This window comes from Chitinophaga sp. RCC_12, assembly GCF_041360695.1.
Lineage (GTDB): Bacteria > Bacteroidota > Bacteroidia > Chitinophagales > Chitinophagaceae > Chitinophaga.
The window spans coordinates 320,640-340,029 of sequence record NZ_JBFUPS010000009.1; the positions used below are offsets into that span (position 1 = coordinate 320,640).

General features: G+C 46.6%; 14 protein-coding genes. 6 read left to right on the forward strand and 8 right to left on the reverse strand.

Annotation, left to right across the window (positions count from 1 at the left end):
* Genes AB6805_RS24705 through AB6805_RS24715 form a run of 3 tightly spaced genes read left to right on the forward strand, consistent with a single transcriptional unit; the run spans position 1 to position 3,193 of the window.
* The gene (locus AB6805_RS24705; RefSeq protein ID WP_370912130.1) at positions 1-1,173 is read left to right on the forward strand and encodes an enolase C-terminal domain-like protein; all 1,173 of its coding nucleotides are present in this window, start codon (positions 1-3) and stop codon (positions 1,171-1,173) included.
* Between the two features lie 16 nt (positions 1,174-1,189).
* The gene (locus tag AB6805_RS24710; protein WP_370912131.1) at positions 1,190-2,749 is read left to right on the forward strand and encodes a sodium/solute symporter; all 1,560 of its coding nucleotides are present in this window, start codon (positions 1,190-1,192) and stop codon (positions 2,747-2,749) included.
* 6 nt (positions 2,750-2,755) lie between these two features.
* Positions 2,756-3,193, forward strand: a complete 438-nt coding sequence (locus AB6805_RS24715) for an L-rhamnose mutarotase (RefSeq protein ID WP_370912132.1) — start codon at positions 2,756-2,758, stop codon at positions 3,191-3,193.
* Here the strand turns inward: AB6805_RS24715 and AB6805_RS24720 are convergent, their stop codons facing one another.
* Positions 3,194-4,087 (reverse strand): AraC family transcriptional regulator, encoded by an 894-nt coding sequence (locus tag AB6805_RS24720; protein WP_370912133.1) that lies wholly within the window; start codon positions 4,085-4,087, stop codon positions 3,194-3,196.
* Between the two features lie 153 nt (positions 4,088-4,240).
* On the opposite strand from AB6805_RS24720, the gene AB6805_RS24725 reads away from it, so the two are divergent.
* The 3 genes from AB6805_RS24725 to AB6805_RS24735 all read left to right on the forward strand — a co-directional run bounded on the left by AB6805_RS24725 (position 4,241) and on the right by AB6805_RS24735 (position 8,367).
* Positions 4,241-6,553 carry a hypothetical protein gene (locus AB6805_RS24725; protein ID WP_370912134.1) on the forward strand — a complete coding sequence of 771 codons (2,313 nt, stop codon included), beginning with the start codon at positions 4,241-4,243 and terminating at the stop codon, positions 6,551-6,553.
* A 76-nt stretch (positions 6,554-6,629) separates the two neighbouring features.
* Positions 6,630-7,481, forward strand: coding sequence for a hypothetical protein (locus AB6805_RS24730; RefSeq protein WP_370912135.1), 852 nt, complete (start codon positions 6,630-6,632; stop codon positions 7,479-7,481).
* Positions 7,482-7,542: 61 nt separating this feature from the next.
* Entirely contained in the window at positions 7,543-8,367 is an 825-nt protein-coding gene (locus AB6805_RS24735) for a DUF899 domain-containing protein (protein WP_370912136.1), read from the forward strand.
* 9 nt (positions 8,368-8,376) lie between these two features.
* Here the strand turns inward: AB6805_RS24735 and AB6805_RS24740 are convergent, their stop codons facing one another.
* The 7 genes from AB6805_RS24740 to AB6805_RS24770 all read right to left on the reverse strand — a co-directional run bounded on the left by AB6805_RS24740 (position 8,377) and on the right by AB6805_RS24770 (position 19,259).
* Entirely contained in the window at positions 8,377-9,378 is a 1,002-nt protein-coding gene (locus AB6805_RS24740) for a carboxymuconolactone decarboxylase family protein (RefSeq protein WP_370912137.1), read from the reverse strand.
* Positions 9,379-9,868: 490 nt separating this feature from the next.
* Positions 9,869-11,224 (reverse strand): glycoside hydrolase family 27 protein, encoded by a 1,356-nt coding sequence (locus tag AB6805_RS24745; RefSeq protein WP_370912138.1) that lies wholly within the window; start codon positions 11,222-11,224, stop codon positions 9,869-9,871.
* Between the two features lie 170 nt (positions 11,225-11,394).
* Positions 11,395-12,354 carry a Dyp-type peroxidase gene (locus AB6805_RS24750; protein ID WP_370912139.1) on the reverse strand — a complete coding sequence of 320 codons (960 nt, stop codon included), beginning with the start codon at positions 12,352-12,354 and terminating at the stop codon, positions 11,395-11,397.
* A 176-nt stretch (positions 12,355-12,530) separates the two neighbouring features.
* Positions 12,531-14,084 (reverse strand): RagB/SusD family nutrient uptake outer membrane protein, encoded by a 1,554-nt coding sequence (locus tag AB6805_RS24755; protein WP_370912140.1) that lies wholly within the window; start codon positions 14,082-14,084, stop codon positions 12,531-12,533.
* Between the two features lie 23 nt (positions 14,085-14,107).
* Positions 14,108-17,362, reverse strand: a complete 3,255-nt coding sequence (locus tag AB6805_RS24760) for a SusC/RagA family TonB-linked outer membrane protein (protein ID WP_370912141.1) — start codon at positions 17,360-17,362, stop codon at positions 14,108-14,110.
* A 192-nt stretch (positions 17,363-17,554) separates the two neighbouring features.
* Complete coding sequence (locus AB6805_RS24765) at positions 17,555-18,619, reverse strand: FecR family protein (RefSeq protein WP_370912142.1); 1,065 nt, start codon at positions 18,617-18,619, stop codon at positions 17,555-17,557.
* Positions 18,620-18,698: 79 nt separating this feature from the next.
* The gene (locus tag AB6805_RS24770) at positions 18,699-19,259 is read right to left on the reverse strand and encodes an RNA polymerase sigma-70 factor (RefSeq protein ID WP_370912143.1); all 561 of its coding nucleotides are present in this window, start codon (positions 19,257-19,259) and stop codon (positions 18,699-18,701) included.
* Between the last annotated feature and the right edge of the window lie 131 nt (positions 19,260-19,390).

Sequence of the window (19,390 nt, forward strand, 5' to 3'; positions counted from 1 at the left end):
ATGTGTAATATCGATCACGAGATCTTTAATATCCGGAGTATACAAATAAGGGAATTAGCCCCGGTGCAGGTGGTTACGCCATTGCAGGACGCCACTATGGGACCGTTTCATGCCTTTGGAATGTCCATGATCACCATTGAAGATGAAAATCACAATATTGGTGAAGCACCGGTGTACAGCAGTTATACCAATATCCTGGAAGCATGCCTCGTGCCTCATTTGCTATATTCCGATAACCTTTCCTACAGCCAGTTATATTCCAGGTTATACTGGTCTATCCGCAACGAGGGCTTCAGAGGCCCTGCATCTGCGCTGTTGGGACAGGTGGATATGGCATTGCACGACCTGGCTACCCGCCGGCTCGGCGTACCGTTGCATAAATATATGGGCGCCGGCCGGAATGAGGTAAAGGTATATGGCAGCGGAGGAGGCACCAACTACAGTTATGAGCAACTGGAAAAAGAGGTTACCTATTTTATTACAGCAGGGGTAGATTGTTATAAGATGAAGGTGGGTAAGGATTTTGGCATGAACATGAAGGAAGATGTAAAGCGCGTGAAGTTTGTACGTAACCTCCTGGGAAAAAATATCAGGCTCGCCGCGGATGCCAACCAGATCTGGAGTTGTGATCAGGCGCTCCGGTTTATAGATCAGACAGCCGGGGAAAACCTGGCCTGGTTTGAAGAACCTACGCATTCAGCATCTTTTGACCAGATTGAAGCGCTGTGCAAACAAACGCCTTTGAAAATAGCTTTTGGAGAATCGGAACGGACGGCAAGAGTATTTCCTACGTTGGTAAATATCGGCGTAAGCCATTTGCAGCCGGTGCCCGGTCATTTAGCCGGCGTGAAAGAATGGATGGCGGTGAGAGACCTGGCGGCCAAACATAAGGTTGACTTTTCCTCCGGTGGCTATTCATTGTTTACAGCTTCCCTGATGGCTACTGCGTCTGAACCATGTGAAGTGGAGTACCTGTATTCAATTATGTCGGGACTGGAAACATATTTCGATGTAAAACCGGCATGGAGCAACGGGAAGTTTTTCCTGCCGGAAATGCCTGGTTTGCCTGTCAGGATAAATTGGGGCCACTGTGAAAGCACCGGTCAACTGACCAGGACAAGGATATGGGATAAAAAGAACGTCGGTGAATACAAGCCGATCGTATCTTTGTGATCCTTAAGCATCTTCTGTGAACATAATATTAACTGGAATTGATTATCTGGTCCTTGTCGTATATGTAATCGCTTTATTCGCCTTTGGTTTTTACCTTAAATCCTCCCGGTCACAATCGGGCGGAGATATTTTTTTAGGCAGGCGTTCTTTGAAATGGTGGCAGATCGGCTTTTCCATGTTCAGTGCCAACGTAGGCCCGATGATGTTGATAGGCTTATCCAGCCTGGGCTTTTCGCAGGGAGTGGTGGGAGGCAATTTTGAGTGGCTGGCATGGATATTTCTGATGTTGTTGTCTGTATTTTTTATTCCACGTTATATTTCATCAGGGATCAGCACTATTCCGCAATTCCTGCTTTTACGTTATGGCCGCAGGTCTTATAATTTCCTGGTCGTATACAGCCTGGTGTCGATATTGTTTGTATGGCTTGGCAGTGCACTGTATGCGGGTGGCCTGGTTATCTCTGAAATTTTCCAATGCTCCCTGCTGGAAGCAGTAGTGTTGACAACCCTCATTTCCACCAGCTATACTGCTATCGGGGGTTTAAAGGCAGTGGTAAGGACCGGCGTTTTCCAGTCGGTGATCATTATTGTTTCTTCCCTGATACTAACGGTATTGGCTATAGGAAAAATTGGTCATGTGGAAGGTGCGGCCAAAGCAATCCCTCCCGACTATTGGAAGCTGTTTCATGCCAGGTCCGATCCCGAATATTCCTGGCTCGCTATTGTGGCAGGTTATCCTGTAGTAGCCGTTTACTACTGGTGTGCAGATCAAACGATCGTGCAAAAGGTGTTGGCGGCAAAAACTGTCAAAGAAGGACAACGCGGCATTCTTTTCCTGGCGGCACTCAAAGTGATCACGCCATTTATTTTTGTATTGCCTGGTATTATTTGTTTTTTATTATACAGAGATAGTACCACGCCGGATAAGTCTTACATTACGCTCGTCAAAAACCTGATGCCCGCGGGGCTTCGTGGACTCTGTATAGCGGCGCTTATTGCTTCCCTGATCGATACCGTTTCTTCAGGTCTGAATTCTTTCAGTACTGTTTTTACATTGGATGTGGTCACGCAGTTTGTAACGTTGAAAGAAAAGGATAAAACAAGGGTTGGGAGATGGATGACCGCCGCAGGCGCTTTTCTGGGAGGAGGTATCGCTGTATTATTTTCTTATTCTGATAAAAGCCTGTTTGAATTAACACAGGGACTCGTGTCTATACTGGCGCCACCATTATCGGTTGTTTTTTTAGCCGGTATATTCTGGAAACGTACCCACCGGGTGGGAGCAGAAACAGTATTGTTTGGCGGCGGATTTCTTTGCCTGATAATGGGCGTTTGTTACGTATTGAACTATCCGTATAAAGGATTCTGGCCGCATTTCCTGTTACTGTCTGTCTATATCTTCATTTTCCTGGTGATTTTAATGGGGGGGATAACGATGGTTTTTAAGTCGCCCGAAAAGAATCACGTATCGTTTACCTTCCCGGATAACGCCGGCTCGGGCATGGATAAATGGCTATGGGCAGGCTGGGGGGCACTGGCTTTAATAATGATCACGATCTATATAGTATTAAACTAACGAATCATGAATAAAATATTACCCGCTGTTTTGTGCAGGATATTACTGCTGGCTGCCGTAGTTATATTTACAGCCTGTAATGCATCCCAAAAAGAAGCGGAGCTGCAGGAGCATGTATTTGTGGTGAATATTGTACATGATCCGCAGAAGCTGAAAACCTACCTCGACTATCATCAGCATATATGGCCCGAAGTGGAAGCAGGCTTTAAGAAAGCAGGCTACCGGAAAATAACGCTTTACCGGTATGACTACCTGTTGGTAATGACCATCAGTGTGCCTGCCGGAGCAGATCTCGGGCAAATGGGGAAAACGGCCGAATCTTATGATAAGCATTGCGCGGAATGGAACCGGTTAATGGACGGTTATCAGACCGGCGTTGCCGGCGCCGGGCAGCATGAAAAATGGGTGGAGGCATTACCTTTTTACCGGTTCACAAAAGAGTGATTACAGGCTTTGGGCGCCAATGCCATTTTTCTCTTTGTCTTCATATTGCCTGATGAAGTCCCTTGGCGATAGTCCTTTTATTTCCTTAAAGTGCTTATTAAAATTTGAGATGTTATTATAGCCACTATTATAACAAGCTTCTGCTACGTTGTGATGTCCTTCCAGTAAAAGTTTGGCGGAATGCCCGATGCGTACTTCTTTCACAAAGTCGATCAGCGTACGGTTGGTACTGCGTTTGAAAAAGCGGCAGAAAGCTGCCGACGACATGGGAATAAGATCTGCTACGTCCTGTAGAACAATGTCGTCTTTGAAATTTTGAAAGATGTAATCGAATACTTTGTTGATTTTTTTTGCTTCTCCGGAGCTTTCAACGGTATTGTAATAAGGAGATGATAATACTACCGATGATTCGGATTGTGCGAGCACGTCCAGCAGGCGTATCATCAGTGCCACCCTGCTTAAGCCCGATACATAGAGCATCTGGTGCATGATCATTTTGGCATCGCGGAGTGTGTTGCCTGTAAATAGTACGCCTTTTGCCGCCTTGGCGAAAAGCAGGTTCAATTGTTTCGCTTCCGGTTTTTCAAGCAGCTCCTTTCCGAGGAAATCAGGAAAGAAATGAATAACCACCGCCTGGGTGGGGATAAGCGGATCTGCCGCCTTGTAATATTGCCAGCAATGTGGCAGGTAACTGCCCAGCAATACGAGCTCCGGCCCGTCGAAATCCTGAATATGATCGCCGATAAACCGTTTACCACTACAGTTTTCCAGTAGCGCAATCTCAAAATTAACATGCGATTTTAAGGCAGTATACTTTTTTATTTCAAGAATCTCTGACCTTACCGTAAATGACTGGTCCGGCGGAAACGTAAAATTCTCGTATATGTATTGCATCGGATTGTAGGTCTGGTTGTGTGTTACAGGCACTCCAAAGATAATAAAATACGCGGGAAGTTAAAGGCGGCAAAAATAGTAGTCATAATTGTCAAATTAAGGGTTGCGTTCATATAAAGGGAATCAGACCTTTAGCTGCATTAAACAGCAAGTATGTATCGCATTAAAATAAAGTATTTCCTATTGTTCCTGGTGGCTGTTGGCATATCAAACAGCACTTTTTCGCAGTTCCGGGATCCGCAGGTCAACAGGATGCTGCAACAGGTATACGGATCGGTTGCTTTTTTGCAAAGACAATATAATGGCACCAACCTGGTGGCGGAAAATGTTTTTCGTTTGAAAGAGGTGCCGGATAACTGGCAACTGGCGCTGAAAGTGATTCCGGTGAAGGAATGCAGCGATGCAATTGATGTGGTGGCAACTTTCAGGCTGGCTGCAGGACAGGTAAACGCTGCAACAGTAGCCGTAAAATTTGACTTCAGCAACTGGAGCGCCGCCAATTATGTACTGGTACCGGCTTCGCTTTATAACGGCAACCGCTATCGCGCTATAGGAAATGGTTATAATCCCGACTATCCGCGTGATATGTATTATAACCCGCAGGTGCCGCTAACGATTTCAAATAATCCCCGTTTGTCGATAGAAAATGATCAGGCTTCCCTGGTGGAATTGCAAACGGGTAGTATGGCCACTCCCGCCGTTTGTTTTTTTTCTCCGGCTGAACAAACGGGCTTTATCCTGTTAACAACGCAACAAACAAAATGGGGAAACAGCGGGGTTACCATCACAGAAAATGCTCGTAAAGACCATTTTTCTTTTGACATATCAGCACCCGCCATGCGTAAGCTGGCCGCCGGCTTCGGCGATTTTCACCTGAGCGGTGATAAGGCGCCGGATTGGAAGGCCGGCGACGAAGTATCGCTGCGTTTCCGGCTGTATGTGTTTAAGGCAGCGGGTATCCCTGCTTTGCTCACTAAATTTTTCAAAGTAAGGAAAGATATTTCCGGCCATGCTGCTCCCCGGAACCTGGTACCTATGAGCAAATTACTGGAACTGGGAACAGGCATATGCAGCAGTAATTTTACACAACAGCAAACCGGCAATTATTATAAACCGGAGAACAACAACGACTTTCAGCTAGGATGGGTGAGCGGCATGATCAACACCTATCCGATGCTATCGCTGAACGACGAAAAGGAACGCAAAAGAGTAGCTGAGGAACTTGATTTTGTGGTTCACAGATTGCAGGGCAAAAGCGGTTATTTTTATGGCGGCATCAAAGCAAACGGGGAAATCACAGGAGAGAAGATGTCGCGGGATTTCCCGGAAGTACAGGCAATGGTGCGGAAGAACGGGGATGCCTTGTTTTGGTTGATGAAGCATCTGTTGTTGTTCAGGGAAAGGGGGCATGCTGCTGTGATAAACAAAGATTGGGAAGAGGCGGCAAAAAGACTGGCTGCTGCATTTGTAAAAACCTGGGAGAAGCATGGTCAGTTTGGTCAGTATATAGTGCCTGAAACAGGCGAGGTGGCAGTATTTAATTCTACTGCGGGCGCCATCGTCCCGGCTGGCCTGGCCCTGGCAGCGAACTATTTTAACAGGGCCGACTGGCTGCAAACAGCAGCAGCATCTGCGGATTATTATTACCGCCGCGATGTGGCAGGGCAGGGGCTTACCGGTGGCGATTGCGGGGATATTTCGCAGGATGCCAATTCAGAATCGGCTTTTGGATTCCTGGAGTCTTTAATGGCATTGTATAACTATACCGGAGATCACAAGTGGCTGTCGATGGCTGAAGTGCAGGCAGGCCTCTGCTCCAGCTGGACCTTGTCTTATGCACCGGTTTTCCCTCCGTCGAGTACCATCGGGAAATTGCAAGCCAATATGATGGGGGCTGTTTGGGCCAGTATACAAAATAAACATGCAGCGCCGGGCATCTGCACTTCTTCCGGGGACTATCTTTTTAAATTGTTCAGGGCCACCGGAAAATCATTGTATGCAGATCTGATCAGGGATATCCAGCACGCACACACGGAGGCGGTTAATATGCCAGGGCACATTACCAGCAATTACCTGGTGGGATCTTCCATGGAGCGCATTCAGCCAGGCGATGCAGAAGGGAAGGAGAGCACCGGGAATTTTATATATACCCGTAATTCCTGGACAGAAACCAACGGAATGCTGATGGCACTTGAACTGCCAGGTATTTATGTGATCAGCGACAAATCAAAATGCTACGTTTTTGACCACGTTGAGGCAGCAATCATTAAAAAAGATAATAAAGGACTGGTGATGTTGTTACACAATCCAACGGCTTATGATGCCAGTGTGACCGTTATGTCGGAAACCAGCCTGGAAGCAAAGCAGCCCATGGGTTATACGGCCTTTCTGCGTTGGCCAAAAGTAATGGTGAAGGCCGGTGGTAAAACCAGGGTGTCTGTTTCAGGGAAAGAGGTCAGATGGTGAATCTGTAAAAAAATTCTTGCCGGGCCGTAGTTTAAGCTAAAAATACTAAATTGAATATCAAATAATTACTGTAGTTATGAGATATTCTATTTCCTTCAAAACTATCCTGGTATTCTTACTTACTGTTACCTGTTACTCTACCTCATTTAGTCAAACGGAAAAAAAACAAGACATTGTATTGAAGCTAAACGGAGATGAATTAAAAGGCGATGTTGTGGAAATTACCGATAGTGCTATCCGGTTTACTTATACCGGGGAGAAACTGGTATACACGATAAAAAAAGCGGAGGTCCTGAAAATTACTTTCTCCAGTGGTCGCGTTGAAAACTTCAATGCACCGGCTGCCGCTGCAGCAAGTAATGCAGCGCCGGACGTACAAGCCAGTGCGGAAGAACGTCGCAATAAGGTAGCCATTCTCCCATTTAGCTTTGTAAAGGATGGTCAGGCTGCTGCACCGGAAGTGAGCGACGAAATACAAAATGAGCTATTCAACTTAATGAGCAAGCATGCCGGGGTGTATACGATCGTAAGTCCACGTGCCACCAATGTTAAACTAACTAAGGCAGGTATAACCAGGGCTAATATGCTAAACTATACGATGGCAGAGATTTCTCAGATACTCGGAGTGGAATTTATTGTAGATGGTATGATTACGCAGAATCGCACTACACAAACCAGTTACGGTAATACTACTTACAATGACAACACTAAGAAAAAAGAAGATTCGGATAATAAGAAAAGTAGCGGGAACTCCAGCAGTACCTCTACCAGCGTACAGAATTATGAAACGAGAATGGACATGAAAATATATAACGACAAAAGCGATATCATTTATAATCAGAACAGGAAGGCCTTCTGGACTACTGCTGATGCCTATAAAAATACGATGGAATACCTGGTGAAGCGTTGTCCGCTTTATACCAAATAGCTACTAACCTGAACAAAAGCCACGTGATAAGAGTTAGTATATTTTAAATAAATGAAACGTTATGGAACCCAATATTAAAAACCATCCGGTGGTTTTGGAAGAAGAGTGGCTGAAAGCCCGGATCGAACTGCTGAAGGCCGAAAAGGAGCTTACCAGGCATAGCGATGAGGTAGCGCGGCGCCGTCAGGAGTTGCCGTGGGTGAAGGTAGACAAAGCGTATAGTTTTGATACAGATAATGGGAAAGCCTCGCTCGCTGATCTCTTTTGCGGGCGGTCACAACTGCTTATTTATCATTTCATGTTTGGGCCGGAGTATGAGGCGGGGTGCCCGTCGTGCTCGTCGATTGCAGATGATTTCAATGGTTTTGCAGTTCACCTGGCTAACCACGACGTGATGCTCACTGCTGTGTCGCGGGCTCCGCTGGTGAAGTTGCAGGCGTACAAGCAGCGGATGGGCTGGCATTTTCCCTGGGCCTCGTCCCTGGAAAGTGATTTCAACTACGATTTCAAGGTGTCATTCACCGCAGAGCAGCAACGTTCGGGCGCGGTAGCGTACAACTATCGCACAGGGAACGTGACCTCCCGCGCCAATGACATTGAAGCATTTCAGGAAGCGCCGGAGGCCGGAAAGCGGATTGCTGCGACCGTGGGCACCGATTGGGCTACGTATACCCGTGAGGCGCCCGGTATGAGCGCCTTTGTGTTGAGGGATGGGGTGGTTTACCACACGTACTCAACATATGAACGCGGACTGGACGGCCTTTGGGGCATGTACCAATGGCTGGACCGGGCGCCGCTGGGCCGCAATGAAACCGGGAATACCATGTGGTTCCGCCGTCATGATGAGTACGGGGATAAAGAGAAAGGAGGCAACTGCTGTGCTTAAATTAATTGCTCATTTTAGTTTTCTAAAGATCTCCGGTATTGTTTCTTTATCAATGCTCCCCATATCCACCAGTTTTAGTGATTTTACCATCTTAAGCGTGCTGGTTTTGTAATGCTGGAAGTGGGGTGTTTGTAAATGAGACCGGTAGGCCGCTTTGTCGGCATATATCTCTATAATCCTGAGTTGTGTTGGATTTAGCTGCTGGAACATGGGGAAGATAGCAATTACACCCGGTTCTATTTTTACCGATGCCGCTGCTTCTGCCTTTAGAATGGAGGTGTATTCTTCCAGGTATTCCGGCACAATTTCAATCTCTGAAATCCGCACCATCATATCCGGTTCAATAACCGGAACAGCTGGCTCCGACAGGAGCTTTCGCATTGAATTGGCCTGGTTCCTGCCCACGCGTTTTTCTATCAGGCCGGCTACTTGCACCAATTGCCCGGCTGTGATCCCCGTGTTCATTCCCATCTTTATATGCGACTGCAACTGCGATTCTACTCCCTGCATTGCCGACAGGGCAGCAATAGTGACCAGTTCCCTTTGCTGGAAGGTCAGCACATCACTGTCGAAAACATCCGCAAAAAGATGCTCTTTCAAAAATGCGTCGATGCGTGGCGCAAACTCCCCGAACCCTGGCGCCGGCCTTGCTTGCGGCGTTTTTGTCAGCGTTTCCAGCACTTCCCGGCCCTGTTCATATTTGTTGCTGCTATCGCTGGTTAAAACAATTTCCTTTCCTTGTTTGTCACTAATGCCCTTCGTTTTTCGCTCTTCCAGCACGGTCATGAACGTGGATATCCCGTTCAAACTCCGTGGAAATCCGCAATAGGCGTAAAGCTGTACCAATGCCTCCTTGATTTCGTTAATCGTTAGCCCGGCATCTAATCCGGCGTTCAGCTGCTCTTTTAATCCTTTTAAATCACCGGTGGCAGTTAAAGCGGAAACAGCTACCAGGCTTTGCTGCTGAATCGTTAATTCCTGACCGGTTAAATTACGTTGTTGCGCATTCATGTTCGTTGTACTTAGTATGAAAACAAAAAGAATTATTATTTGTAGAAAGATGCCGGTTTCACAGCGTCTTTCTGAAATATCTATATAATTCATAATCAGTATATTAATTTCAGCTTGTTTTGTTAACTGCTAAAGTCATTCACATTACAAATGTCGTTACCAGCCATTGAATTGCTTTATATAAAATACCGTTTTATTTACCAGTTTTACTGATTTACTTTTAGCGGCATGGTGGAGGAAAGGGGTTTTGTTAAATTTCAGGGGATATAGGGGGTATACGTGGTTTTTCTGAAAAATATCAAATGCGGTGATATGAGATATGGCTGGTAATTGAAGAAGCCAATGGCCGGCTGTTTGATGCGAACCACTCAATTAACGATATATCCGTTCAGTTAGGATTGAAATATCAGCAGTATTTACGCGGTTATTTAAACAAAAAACCGGTATAACACAAAACGAGTTCAGGAACAGCCGGCCGGAATCTGCAACATTATTTTTTCTCCTCAATACGATACAACCCCGCGCCGTGACTGGCAATAACCGGTGAAAAAGTACCGGAAAAAGTGCCTGCTTTTTTACCGGACCAAAGGTCGGTAATCTTGCAGGAGCCGGTAATTCCCAGTGTACTCAGATCAACAGTAACAGGCATGGCCTGCGTTGAAGGATGGTCCGCGGTATTAAATACGGCGAGGTATTTGGCGCCGGTCGCCGGATCTTCGGCCATCCAGGCAGCTTTATCTTCTTCCGTAAAAAGCGGACGGTTGTTGGTACTGGTGTTTAATACTTTCAGTACGTTTTTATTGGTGAGCAGGGATAAGGTAAAAGGATCATTGTCCGGGAGATTACCACCAAACATTAGCGGCGATTTAAAAATCGTCCATAACGTCATCAGGGTGTATTGCTCATCTTTTGTAAACCCGCTCATACGCGGATGTCCACGTTCCGCACGTATCCCGATGCGGCCGAGTGGGAGCATGTCGCCATCGGGGTAAGCGCCGGGCGCTCTCCATTTATTCCAACGCTCAAACACTTTGAAGTGTTCCTTTAACTGTTTCCAGTTGTCCCAGAAGTCGCCTACTGTTCGCCACATGTTGGCGTATTGCTGAACATGCGCTGCATGTTCAATTGGCGTTTCGCCGGGGGATGTGCTCAACACTATTTTTCGCCCGGTGCGGTCTATTGCTTTCCGGATCATTTCTATTTCACCTGCAAAATAAATAGGGGAAGAAAGGTCATCCACTTTTACAAAGTCCAGTCCCCAATCAGCATACATTTCAAAAAGGGAATTGTAATACGCCTGTGCGCCTTCTTTTTCGGGGACAACAGTATACATATCGTGCAGCCAGAGGCACTGACCTTCCTTTGAATGGATATCAGCCGCTTTTACTGTGGTGCCTTTCACCGGCGTATTTTCCATTACTGCTTTCACTGGTATTCCCCTCATAATATGAATACCAAACTTTAATCCTTTGCTGTGAATATAATCGGCCAGCGGTTTAAATCCCTGGCCGTTTTTGGCAGATGGAAAGCGGTTTACTGCCGGAACAAATCTTCCGTATTGATCCATATTATATTCAGGATCTGTTTCATTATAGCCATGCGATTTATCGTTGCTGACATACCACCTGATATCCACTATAATATATTCCCAGCCGGATGGTTTTAAGTATTTGGCCATGTAGTCGGTGTTGGCTTTTACCTCCGCTTCCGTTACCGTGGGGCCATAGCAATCCCAGCTGTTCCAGCCCATTGGCGGGCCGGGCGCCCATTTATGAAAGTCCTGGCTTTGTGCATGCTGCCCGAATAATATCGTGGCAAGAATGATAACCGCTGTTAATCGCATCATGTTAAATCTCTACGTGGTGATGACTACTGTGGAATATGACTACCGAAGGGTGAAAATAAGAAAATTATAATTATAATTGTCAATTTAACACTTTATTTTTCAGTGCCAGGAACAACGGTCTCCGGAGGTAGATTATAACACTTCAGCTGCAAGCCGGTTAACAGATAAAATCACGCTGTGTCATCCGCAGTATATTGCTTTAAAATATTCATTGACGGAGCAAAGAAGAGGCTTCCGGTATGGGCAGTACTGAAATCAAGGATCCTGTCGTAGTTGCCGGCCGGTACCCCGATAAACATCCGTTCCAGCATTTTAAAGGTAGTGCTGAACGTATTTGCATAGGCGATGAAATAAGTACCCACCTCATTTTTGCCGGGATTTCCAAAGGCCATATTATCCCTTACTATTTTCAGTTCATTACCATTGTCATCATCCAGGTTCGCTAATGCGCTATGGGAATTATCGGGTTTTATGTCGTCAGGCATCTCGATGTCACTGATCTTATAACGGCCAATTACTTTTTCCTGTTCTTCGGTAGTGAGCTTTGTCCAGCCGCCCATATTGTGCAGGTACTTCTGAACAAAAAGATAGCTTCCACCTTTGTAAACAGGGTCTTCATCACCCACCAGCGCGAAATACTGCCGGTCGTTACCCACGGGGTTTTCCGTACCATCCACGAAGCCAAGAATAGAACGGCCATCCCAATACCTGAAACCATGTACTTCTTCCAAACAATCTGCCACGGGTGATAATACGGCTGTTATGGCAATGAGCATATCAAAGCAGATGGACATGTCGGTTGACCGTAAGTGAAAATGCAGATCTCCGGGGGTGGCAACAGCGGTATGTTTTGCGCCCACCAGCGGTTCAAAATTTCTTAGTTCCTTCGGAACGGGTTGGGGTAAAGATAGCTTCAGCCATGCCTCGTAACCAACGCCCATTACGCAGGTGGCGCGGCCACCGGGCGCCCGTATGATAAAGGTGTGATTCAGATTGGCTACCAGGGCGCAGAGCTTTTCGAAAGCAGGTTTAATTTCCATTCCCTCCCTAAACTTCCAGACCGCGAATATGGTGTTATTGTTGGGATAATCGGTGACGTTCTGTGATTCATGCGGTTTTGCGCTGCTCATATTAAAAATGGCTTTTCGTTAATTTGAACGGAGGCCCGTTTTACAGGACCGTTAATAATTTACCAATGACTTCAAAAATAAACATTGGCAACGAGATGCCCGTGTCAAATTCAGGAGATGCTAAAAAGAAAAAGCCCCGGAAATTATTCCGGAGCTTTTCTTTTATGTGATAGTTTTTAATACCCATCGTTTTGAATCAGTTCCGGCGCATTCCGGTCTATCTCCGTTTGCGGAATAGGCCAGAACTCATAATTGGCCTTGTATTTAGTTTTGATAGCAGGTTGTAAAGGATTAGGTACAAAACCATCCAGTTTTTGCACCGCAATGCCCCAGCGTCTAAGGTCGAAATACCGGATGCCTTCCAGCGCAAATTCCACCCGTCTTTCATGGCGGATCCGGTCACGCATGGCTGCCTGGGATAACCCGGCTGGCAGGTCGGGCATATTGCTCCGGTTTCTGACAAGCTTGATGGCGGCATATACGGAGGCGTCCGGCCCGGTGGCTTCATTCTGCGCTTCAGCGTACATGAGCAGGATATCGGCATAGCGGAGCAGTACAAAGTCGTTGTCGTCTATAGTGCCGTAGTCGGGGTCAATGAGACTGGGATCCAGCCATTTTTTTACAGCATAGTAACCGGCCGTCCAGCTGTCTTTTCCGGGCGTAGCTATTGCCAGGGCGCCGGTGAAAGGCCATCCCTGTGCTTTGGTGTCGCCGGGGAAGAAAAGCGTCAGGCGCATGCGGGGATCGCGGTTTTCAAACGGTTTCCCTTTTACGTATACGGCCGAGGAGGCGGTATCTTTACCATCTGCTGCTTCGTATTCATTGACCAGGTCCTGCGTGCCCTGTTCCCCTTTCCAGCGCTGGAGGTTTACAGAAATAGCCACATCCTGGTGCAGGATGTTAGGGCGCTGGTATTTTACGGAGAACATAATTTCTTTGCTGTTGTTCTGATCGGGCTTATAAAAGTTGCCGGCATAGCTGGCAAGGAGACTGAACTTGTTGCCCGTCATAATTTCCTTGGCCAATGCGGCCGCTTCTGCGTAGCGCTTCTGAAAAAGAAGTACTCTTACTTTGTATCCCTGGGCGGTAGCTTTTACGGCGTGTCCATTGGTATAACCGGCATCAGGCAGCGACGCGATAGCCAGATCCAGGTCGGCCAGCACCAATTTTAATACTTCTGCCCGGTCGGATTTAGCCCTGGTGGATTTATAGTCTTCCTTGAAAGGATCATCTGTAAAGATGATGGTGTTGCCATAGAGCTGCGCCAGCCAGAAGTAGTTAAATGCCCGCAGGAAATAGGCTTCTGCTTTATATTTTGTTAGCTGATCGCCGCTGAGCACTTTATCTACGTTAGCCAGGAAAGAATTGGCTGCCGCTATCGCCTGGTAGCAGTTACTGTAATAGGAGTACACAAAATCGGCGGATTGAGGGGTAATACCGGAAGTAAGGGCATTTAAACCGCCTCCATAATTATATTGGCCGTAGGAATCGTCGGTGAAATTATCCCAGGCGAAAACGGTAAACTGTGAGGTGGCATAGCCTCCGCTGCTGGCGTAGAGGTAGTTGTACAGGCCGGTGAGCGCCTTATCTGCATCCTCGGGTGTTTTCCAGAAAAAAGCTGATGCCAGTTTATCCGGAGGCGTTACATCCAGCAGATCCTTGTTACATCCGCTGCACAGTATAAGGGCCGTAGTGGTGATTGTTACTATTAATTGCTGAAACTTTTTCATAACTGAATCTTTTAACAGAGAAATTAAAACTGAACCATTGCGCCAAACGTGTATGTTTTGGTTTGCGGATAAGTAACATAGTTACCGTCTCCTACACGTTCGGGATCAAGCCCCGGGAATTTGCTGATCGTAAATACATTTTCAGCGGTGAAAAACACCCGCAGCGATTTCATGCCGATCCTGGCGATGGTGGCAGCCGGCAGGTTGTAACCCAACTGTACATTCCTGAGCCTGAGGAAAGAAGCATCCTTCAGGAAATAAGTGGAGGCATAGTTCTGAACAGGAGCGTATCCGTCGGCAACATATATTTTAGGCATGGTGGTGCTGGGGTTGTCCGGCGTCCAGCGGTTCCGCCAGTCTGTTGTAGGTACAGAACCCTGCCGGAATGGTTCTATTCCCCATCCGTTTACATAAATCTTTTGTCCCTGTGAGGCATAGAATTGTGCGCTCAGATCAAAGTTTTTCCACGAAGCGCCAAGATTGAATGCATACTGGAAACTGGGATATTTCCCGTTTGTATAAGTGCGGTCTTTATCATCAATCACACCGTCGCCATTCACATCTTTAATTTTCAGATCTCCGGGAGTGGCGTCTACAGGCTGTTTAGGCGATTTGGCAATTTCATCTGTGCTCTGGAAAATACCATCCCACTGGTAAAGATAGTATTCATCCAAAGGATGTCCTTCTTCCCGGATGGTGGTACCGCTGATCTCGCGTTTGCCAAATTCTTCCAATACATTTTTATAACGTTGGAAATTGGCGCCGATATACCAGGTAAAGTTTTTGCCGATCTTATCGTTGTATTGTACGTTGAATTCAAATCCTTTGTTTCTCACTGCTCCGTTATTGATAATAGGGGCGGCTAATCCCAGCCACAGGGGCACCTGGGAGCTGCGGAGGATATCAAAGGTGTATTTATTGAACCAGTCGCCGGTAAAGGTAAGCCGGTTATCGAATGCGGTGAGATTAAGTCCAATATCCAGTACCCGGGTAGTTTCCCAGGTAAGGGTGGGATCTATAATCTGGCTGCCGGTAAACCCGGTAGAAACGTTGGAACCGAAAGCATAGGGTCTGTTATCGAGTGTGGATTGATAAGGATAGGTACCGATGTTCTGGTTGCCCAGTTGTCCCCAGGAAGCGCGTATCTTCAAATCGTTTATCCAGGAAATATTTTTCATGAAAGATTCTTCCGAAGCGCGCCATGCACCGGAAAATGAATAGAACAATCCCCAGCGGGTATCTGAAGGCAGCCGGGAAGTACCATCGTATCTTACGCTGGCGCCGAAGAGGTATTTATCTTTATAATCATAATTCGCATTGCCATAAAAAGAGCGGATCGCCCAGGTGCCGGAGGTGCCGTTATTGGCCTGGCCTTCTGTGGGGCCTGCATTCAGTTCTCTCAGCAAATTGGTGGGAAACTGCGTGCGGCTGGCATTGAGGGTATCGGCTTTATTTTGCTCTTGCTGATAACCTGCCAGTGCGGAAAGGTTATGGTCGCCGAATTTATTTTTGTAGGTCAGCTGGCTGTAATAAACGGTGTAGATATTGCCGGTATTGCCCACTGTCAGCCCCGGAGTGCCATCATCAAGTAATCCGGCAGGGCTCATGTCGCTGAAATAATAGGTAGGTATAACGGGCCTGAAATCACTGTATTTGTAGTTGCCGTAATTCATGCCTGCCCTGTTTTCCCATTTTAATCCATCTACGATGTCCACATCGAGGGAAAGATTTCCCTGTGCGTAGTAGTCGTTTGTTTTCACCCGGATATCTTCATCTACAATGGCTACAGGGTTCTTATTACCCAGTTCATTGGAGTAGGCTTTTTTAATCCATTTTCCATTGCTGGAGGCAGGGTAGAGGGGCGACTGTGCCAGTGCAGACAGAAACATGTCGCCTGCACCGTTTTCAGGATATTTCCTGTCGGCGTACCGCATCTGCACATTGGTACCGATGGTCACTCTTTTATTGATGCGGGAGCTGAGGCCCAGGTCCAACGTATATTTTTTGTAGTCGAAGCCGATCAGTACACCTGGCTGGGTGCTGATACCCAAACCAAGACTGTAAGTAGTACTTTCTTTCCCGCCGCTCATGTTCAGGTAATGGTTCTGGGTATATGCGGTGCGAAAGATATCATCCAGCCAGTTGTGATTAGGATATTTCACACGATCGGTGGCCTGTTGGTATAAATCGATCTGTTGCTGGGTATAGAGCGGCGCCAGACCGGAATTAGTGCGGGCTTCGTTGGACAATTGCATGTATTCTGCCGAGTTGGAAACCGTCTCCGGCAGTTTGGTTGCCTTCGAAACACCGAGGTTATACCCGTAGGTCAGCGAAAATCCGCTGCGTCCTTTTTTTGTTTTCACCACAATTACGCCGTTGGCGCCGCGGGAGCCATAAATGGCGGCGGAGGCGGCATCTTTCAACACAGAAATAGATTCGATGTCGTTAGGATTTAAAGCGCTCAGGCTTCCCGGTAAACCATCTATCACAACGAGCGGGTCGTTACCTGCGCCGCTGAAGGTGCTGATGCCGCGAATGCGTAATTGGATATTTTCATTTCCCGGTTCCCCTGAGCCCTGGGTTACCTGTAATCCGGGTAATTGTCCCTGTAGCAGCGATGCGGGGTTGGTGGCTACCCGTTTGTTTAGCTCTGCGCCGGAAATGGTGGCCACCGCACTGGTGAGTTTATGTTTTTCCTGTGTGCCGTAACCTACTACCACCACTTCATTTAATCCCGATACATCTTCTTTCAGGATAATATTGAAGGAAGACTGACCGGCAACAGGCACTTCCTGCCTGAGAAAACCGATGGCAGATACCACCAGGATCGCGTTTTCCGGTACCTGGAGCGTAAATAACCCTTCCGGCGTTGTTAATGTACCGATAGTGGTTCCTTTTACCTGCACGGTCATGTTGGGCAGCGGACGGCCTTTTTCATCCACTACCTTTCCGCTGATCTTTTTGGTTTGTATCCGCTCGCCGGCGTTTTTGAATACCACCATGCTGTTATCCAGGATGGTATAATGAAGACCGGTTTTAAGCGCTACCGCATCGAGTACTTCGCGGATATCCACTTTTTCCATGGTGAGACTGAGCCTGGGTGTTTTCTCTGTTTCGTTGTTGCTGTAATAAAACGTGTAGGTCGTTTTTTTCTCGAGATAGCGGAATACTTTCTCAATATCTGCGTTAACGAAGGAAACGGATATCGTATTCTGCGAAAACCCTGCTGCAGTGGCCTGGAAAAACAGCAGGAACAATACACCGGTAAATTTGATCATTAGAAATAGTTTTCGTCCATTGCAATGTAAGGCGAACGTGGTTTGTTTTATTGCTATTTTCATAACCTGGAAGTGAGCTTATAAATCAATAAATCTGGATTTTGTGGAGGTCCGTAACGGAAGTTCCGGGCATAGCGAGTCCGCTAGGGAGGTCGCTCCCCAATTATGATACTATTTTTCATAACTTCTGGTTTACTTGATTGTCACTATATCATCCTGAATGGAATAATTGAATGGTTGAATATTCTGGAGTACCTCCAGTAGTTTTTCAATAGAAATATTATCTGCCCGTCCGGAAAATCTTAATGTGGCCAGCTGTTCATTCTCGATGATAATTTTCACGCCATACCAGCGTTCCAGTCGTTGTGAAAGCGCCTGTAGCGACTCGTTACGGAATATGAGTTGATTATTCATCCAGGCAGTTTCCATCACATGAATCGTATCTGTTGATGAAAGAACAGATAATGGCTGACGTTCAATTTTTGTTAGTTTATTATTACCTGATCTGGCGGCGCTGCTGTTTTTTTCTGCAGGATCGTTGATTGTTTTCCGGAGAATTACTTTCTGGTTGGGTGTAACCTTCAGCACTTTATTTTCATCCGTCACGGTTACTTCTACGGCCCCTGAAATCACCGATGTTTCTTCAAAATCCTCTTCTTTATAGGACCTGACGTTAAATGCAGTACCCAGTACCCTGATATCCATTTTCTGCGCATGGATGATAAACGGGCGGTTGGGCGCCTGCTTTATATCAAAATATGCTTCCCCGCTGAGGTATACTTCCCTTTTGGCTTTATCCAGTTTTTCCGGGTACCTTAAAGTGCTGCCGGCATTGAGCCAGATAATGCTGCCATCAGATAACCGGATCTTTGTTTTCATACCGGCATCGGTAGACACGATCTTATACCCGGGATGCTGCTGATACAGGTAAATAAAGGTGAGCATGGCGGTTATGCCCAGCATGGCTACGGCTACTGATAACTGGTATTTATAGGCCTGCAGGAACTTTTTGCGGGAGCTTTTCCCGGTTAAAGCTGGTTCGGCAGTTATAGTGCCCATCACCTTATCTATCAGCGCGTCCGTATGCGCATCCTCGTCGGTGGCCGGTATTGTTTTAAAAGACAGCTGGTCCAGCTGTCCCGCCCGGAGCCAATCTCCCGGATGCTCCAGCAGGAGCTTGTCCAGTTCCGTTTTTTCTTCCGTGGAAATCTCACCGCTCCAATGCAGTGCCAGTAATTCCCATAATCGTTTGGTCATTTACAGAAAGTATGATTTCAGTTGATTCCCTATTAAGACAACGCAAAAAAGGAAAACAATTAAGCCGGGCAAAAAAAAATCAGGAATAAGAATATTGGATGGAGGAACCCAGTGCTGCCCATATTTTTTTCAGGGCGATGGTCATTTGTACATTTACGGTAGCCTTGGAGAGATCCAGCAGGGTGGCCACCTGTTCATAGGAGAGTCCTTCTTCTTTTACGAGAATGAATATCTGGCGGCAGCGGTGTGGCAAGGAACTGATGGCGGCATTGATATGCGACAGCTGTTCTTTACTGATCATAATGTCTTCGGGATTTTTGGAGGTTACCCGGTTCACCTGGATTTCCCAGGCAGTATGGTGCGTCGTGCGGCGGCCATTGCTTTTCAGATAGTTGAGTGCTGTATTTTTGACGGCCTTAAAAAGATAATACCGGATGTCGTCAGGAGCAGTTGCCTGCAGTCTTTGTTGCCATATTTTGATAAATACATCTGCCACAATTTCTTCTGCTTCTGCCTCATTACCTACTATATTACCTGCAAAATGCTTCAGGGAAGGGGTGAATGCCTTCATCATTTGTTTAAACGATGAAAGATCCCCTGTTACCCAAAAAGAAGTATAATCGTGGTTTTGACTGCTCATAATAATGACCAAACCAAGGTACCTTTTCTTTAGATAAGTACACTATGCAGGATTACCTAATTTTGATATTATATTATCATAAGTGATGATTCCGGCCTTTTAGTATTATCCTGGTGTTCAAAAGCGGACAT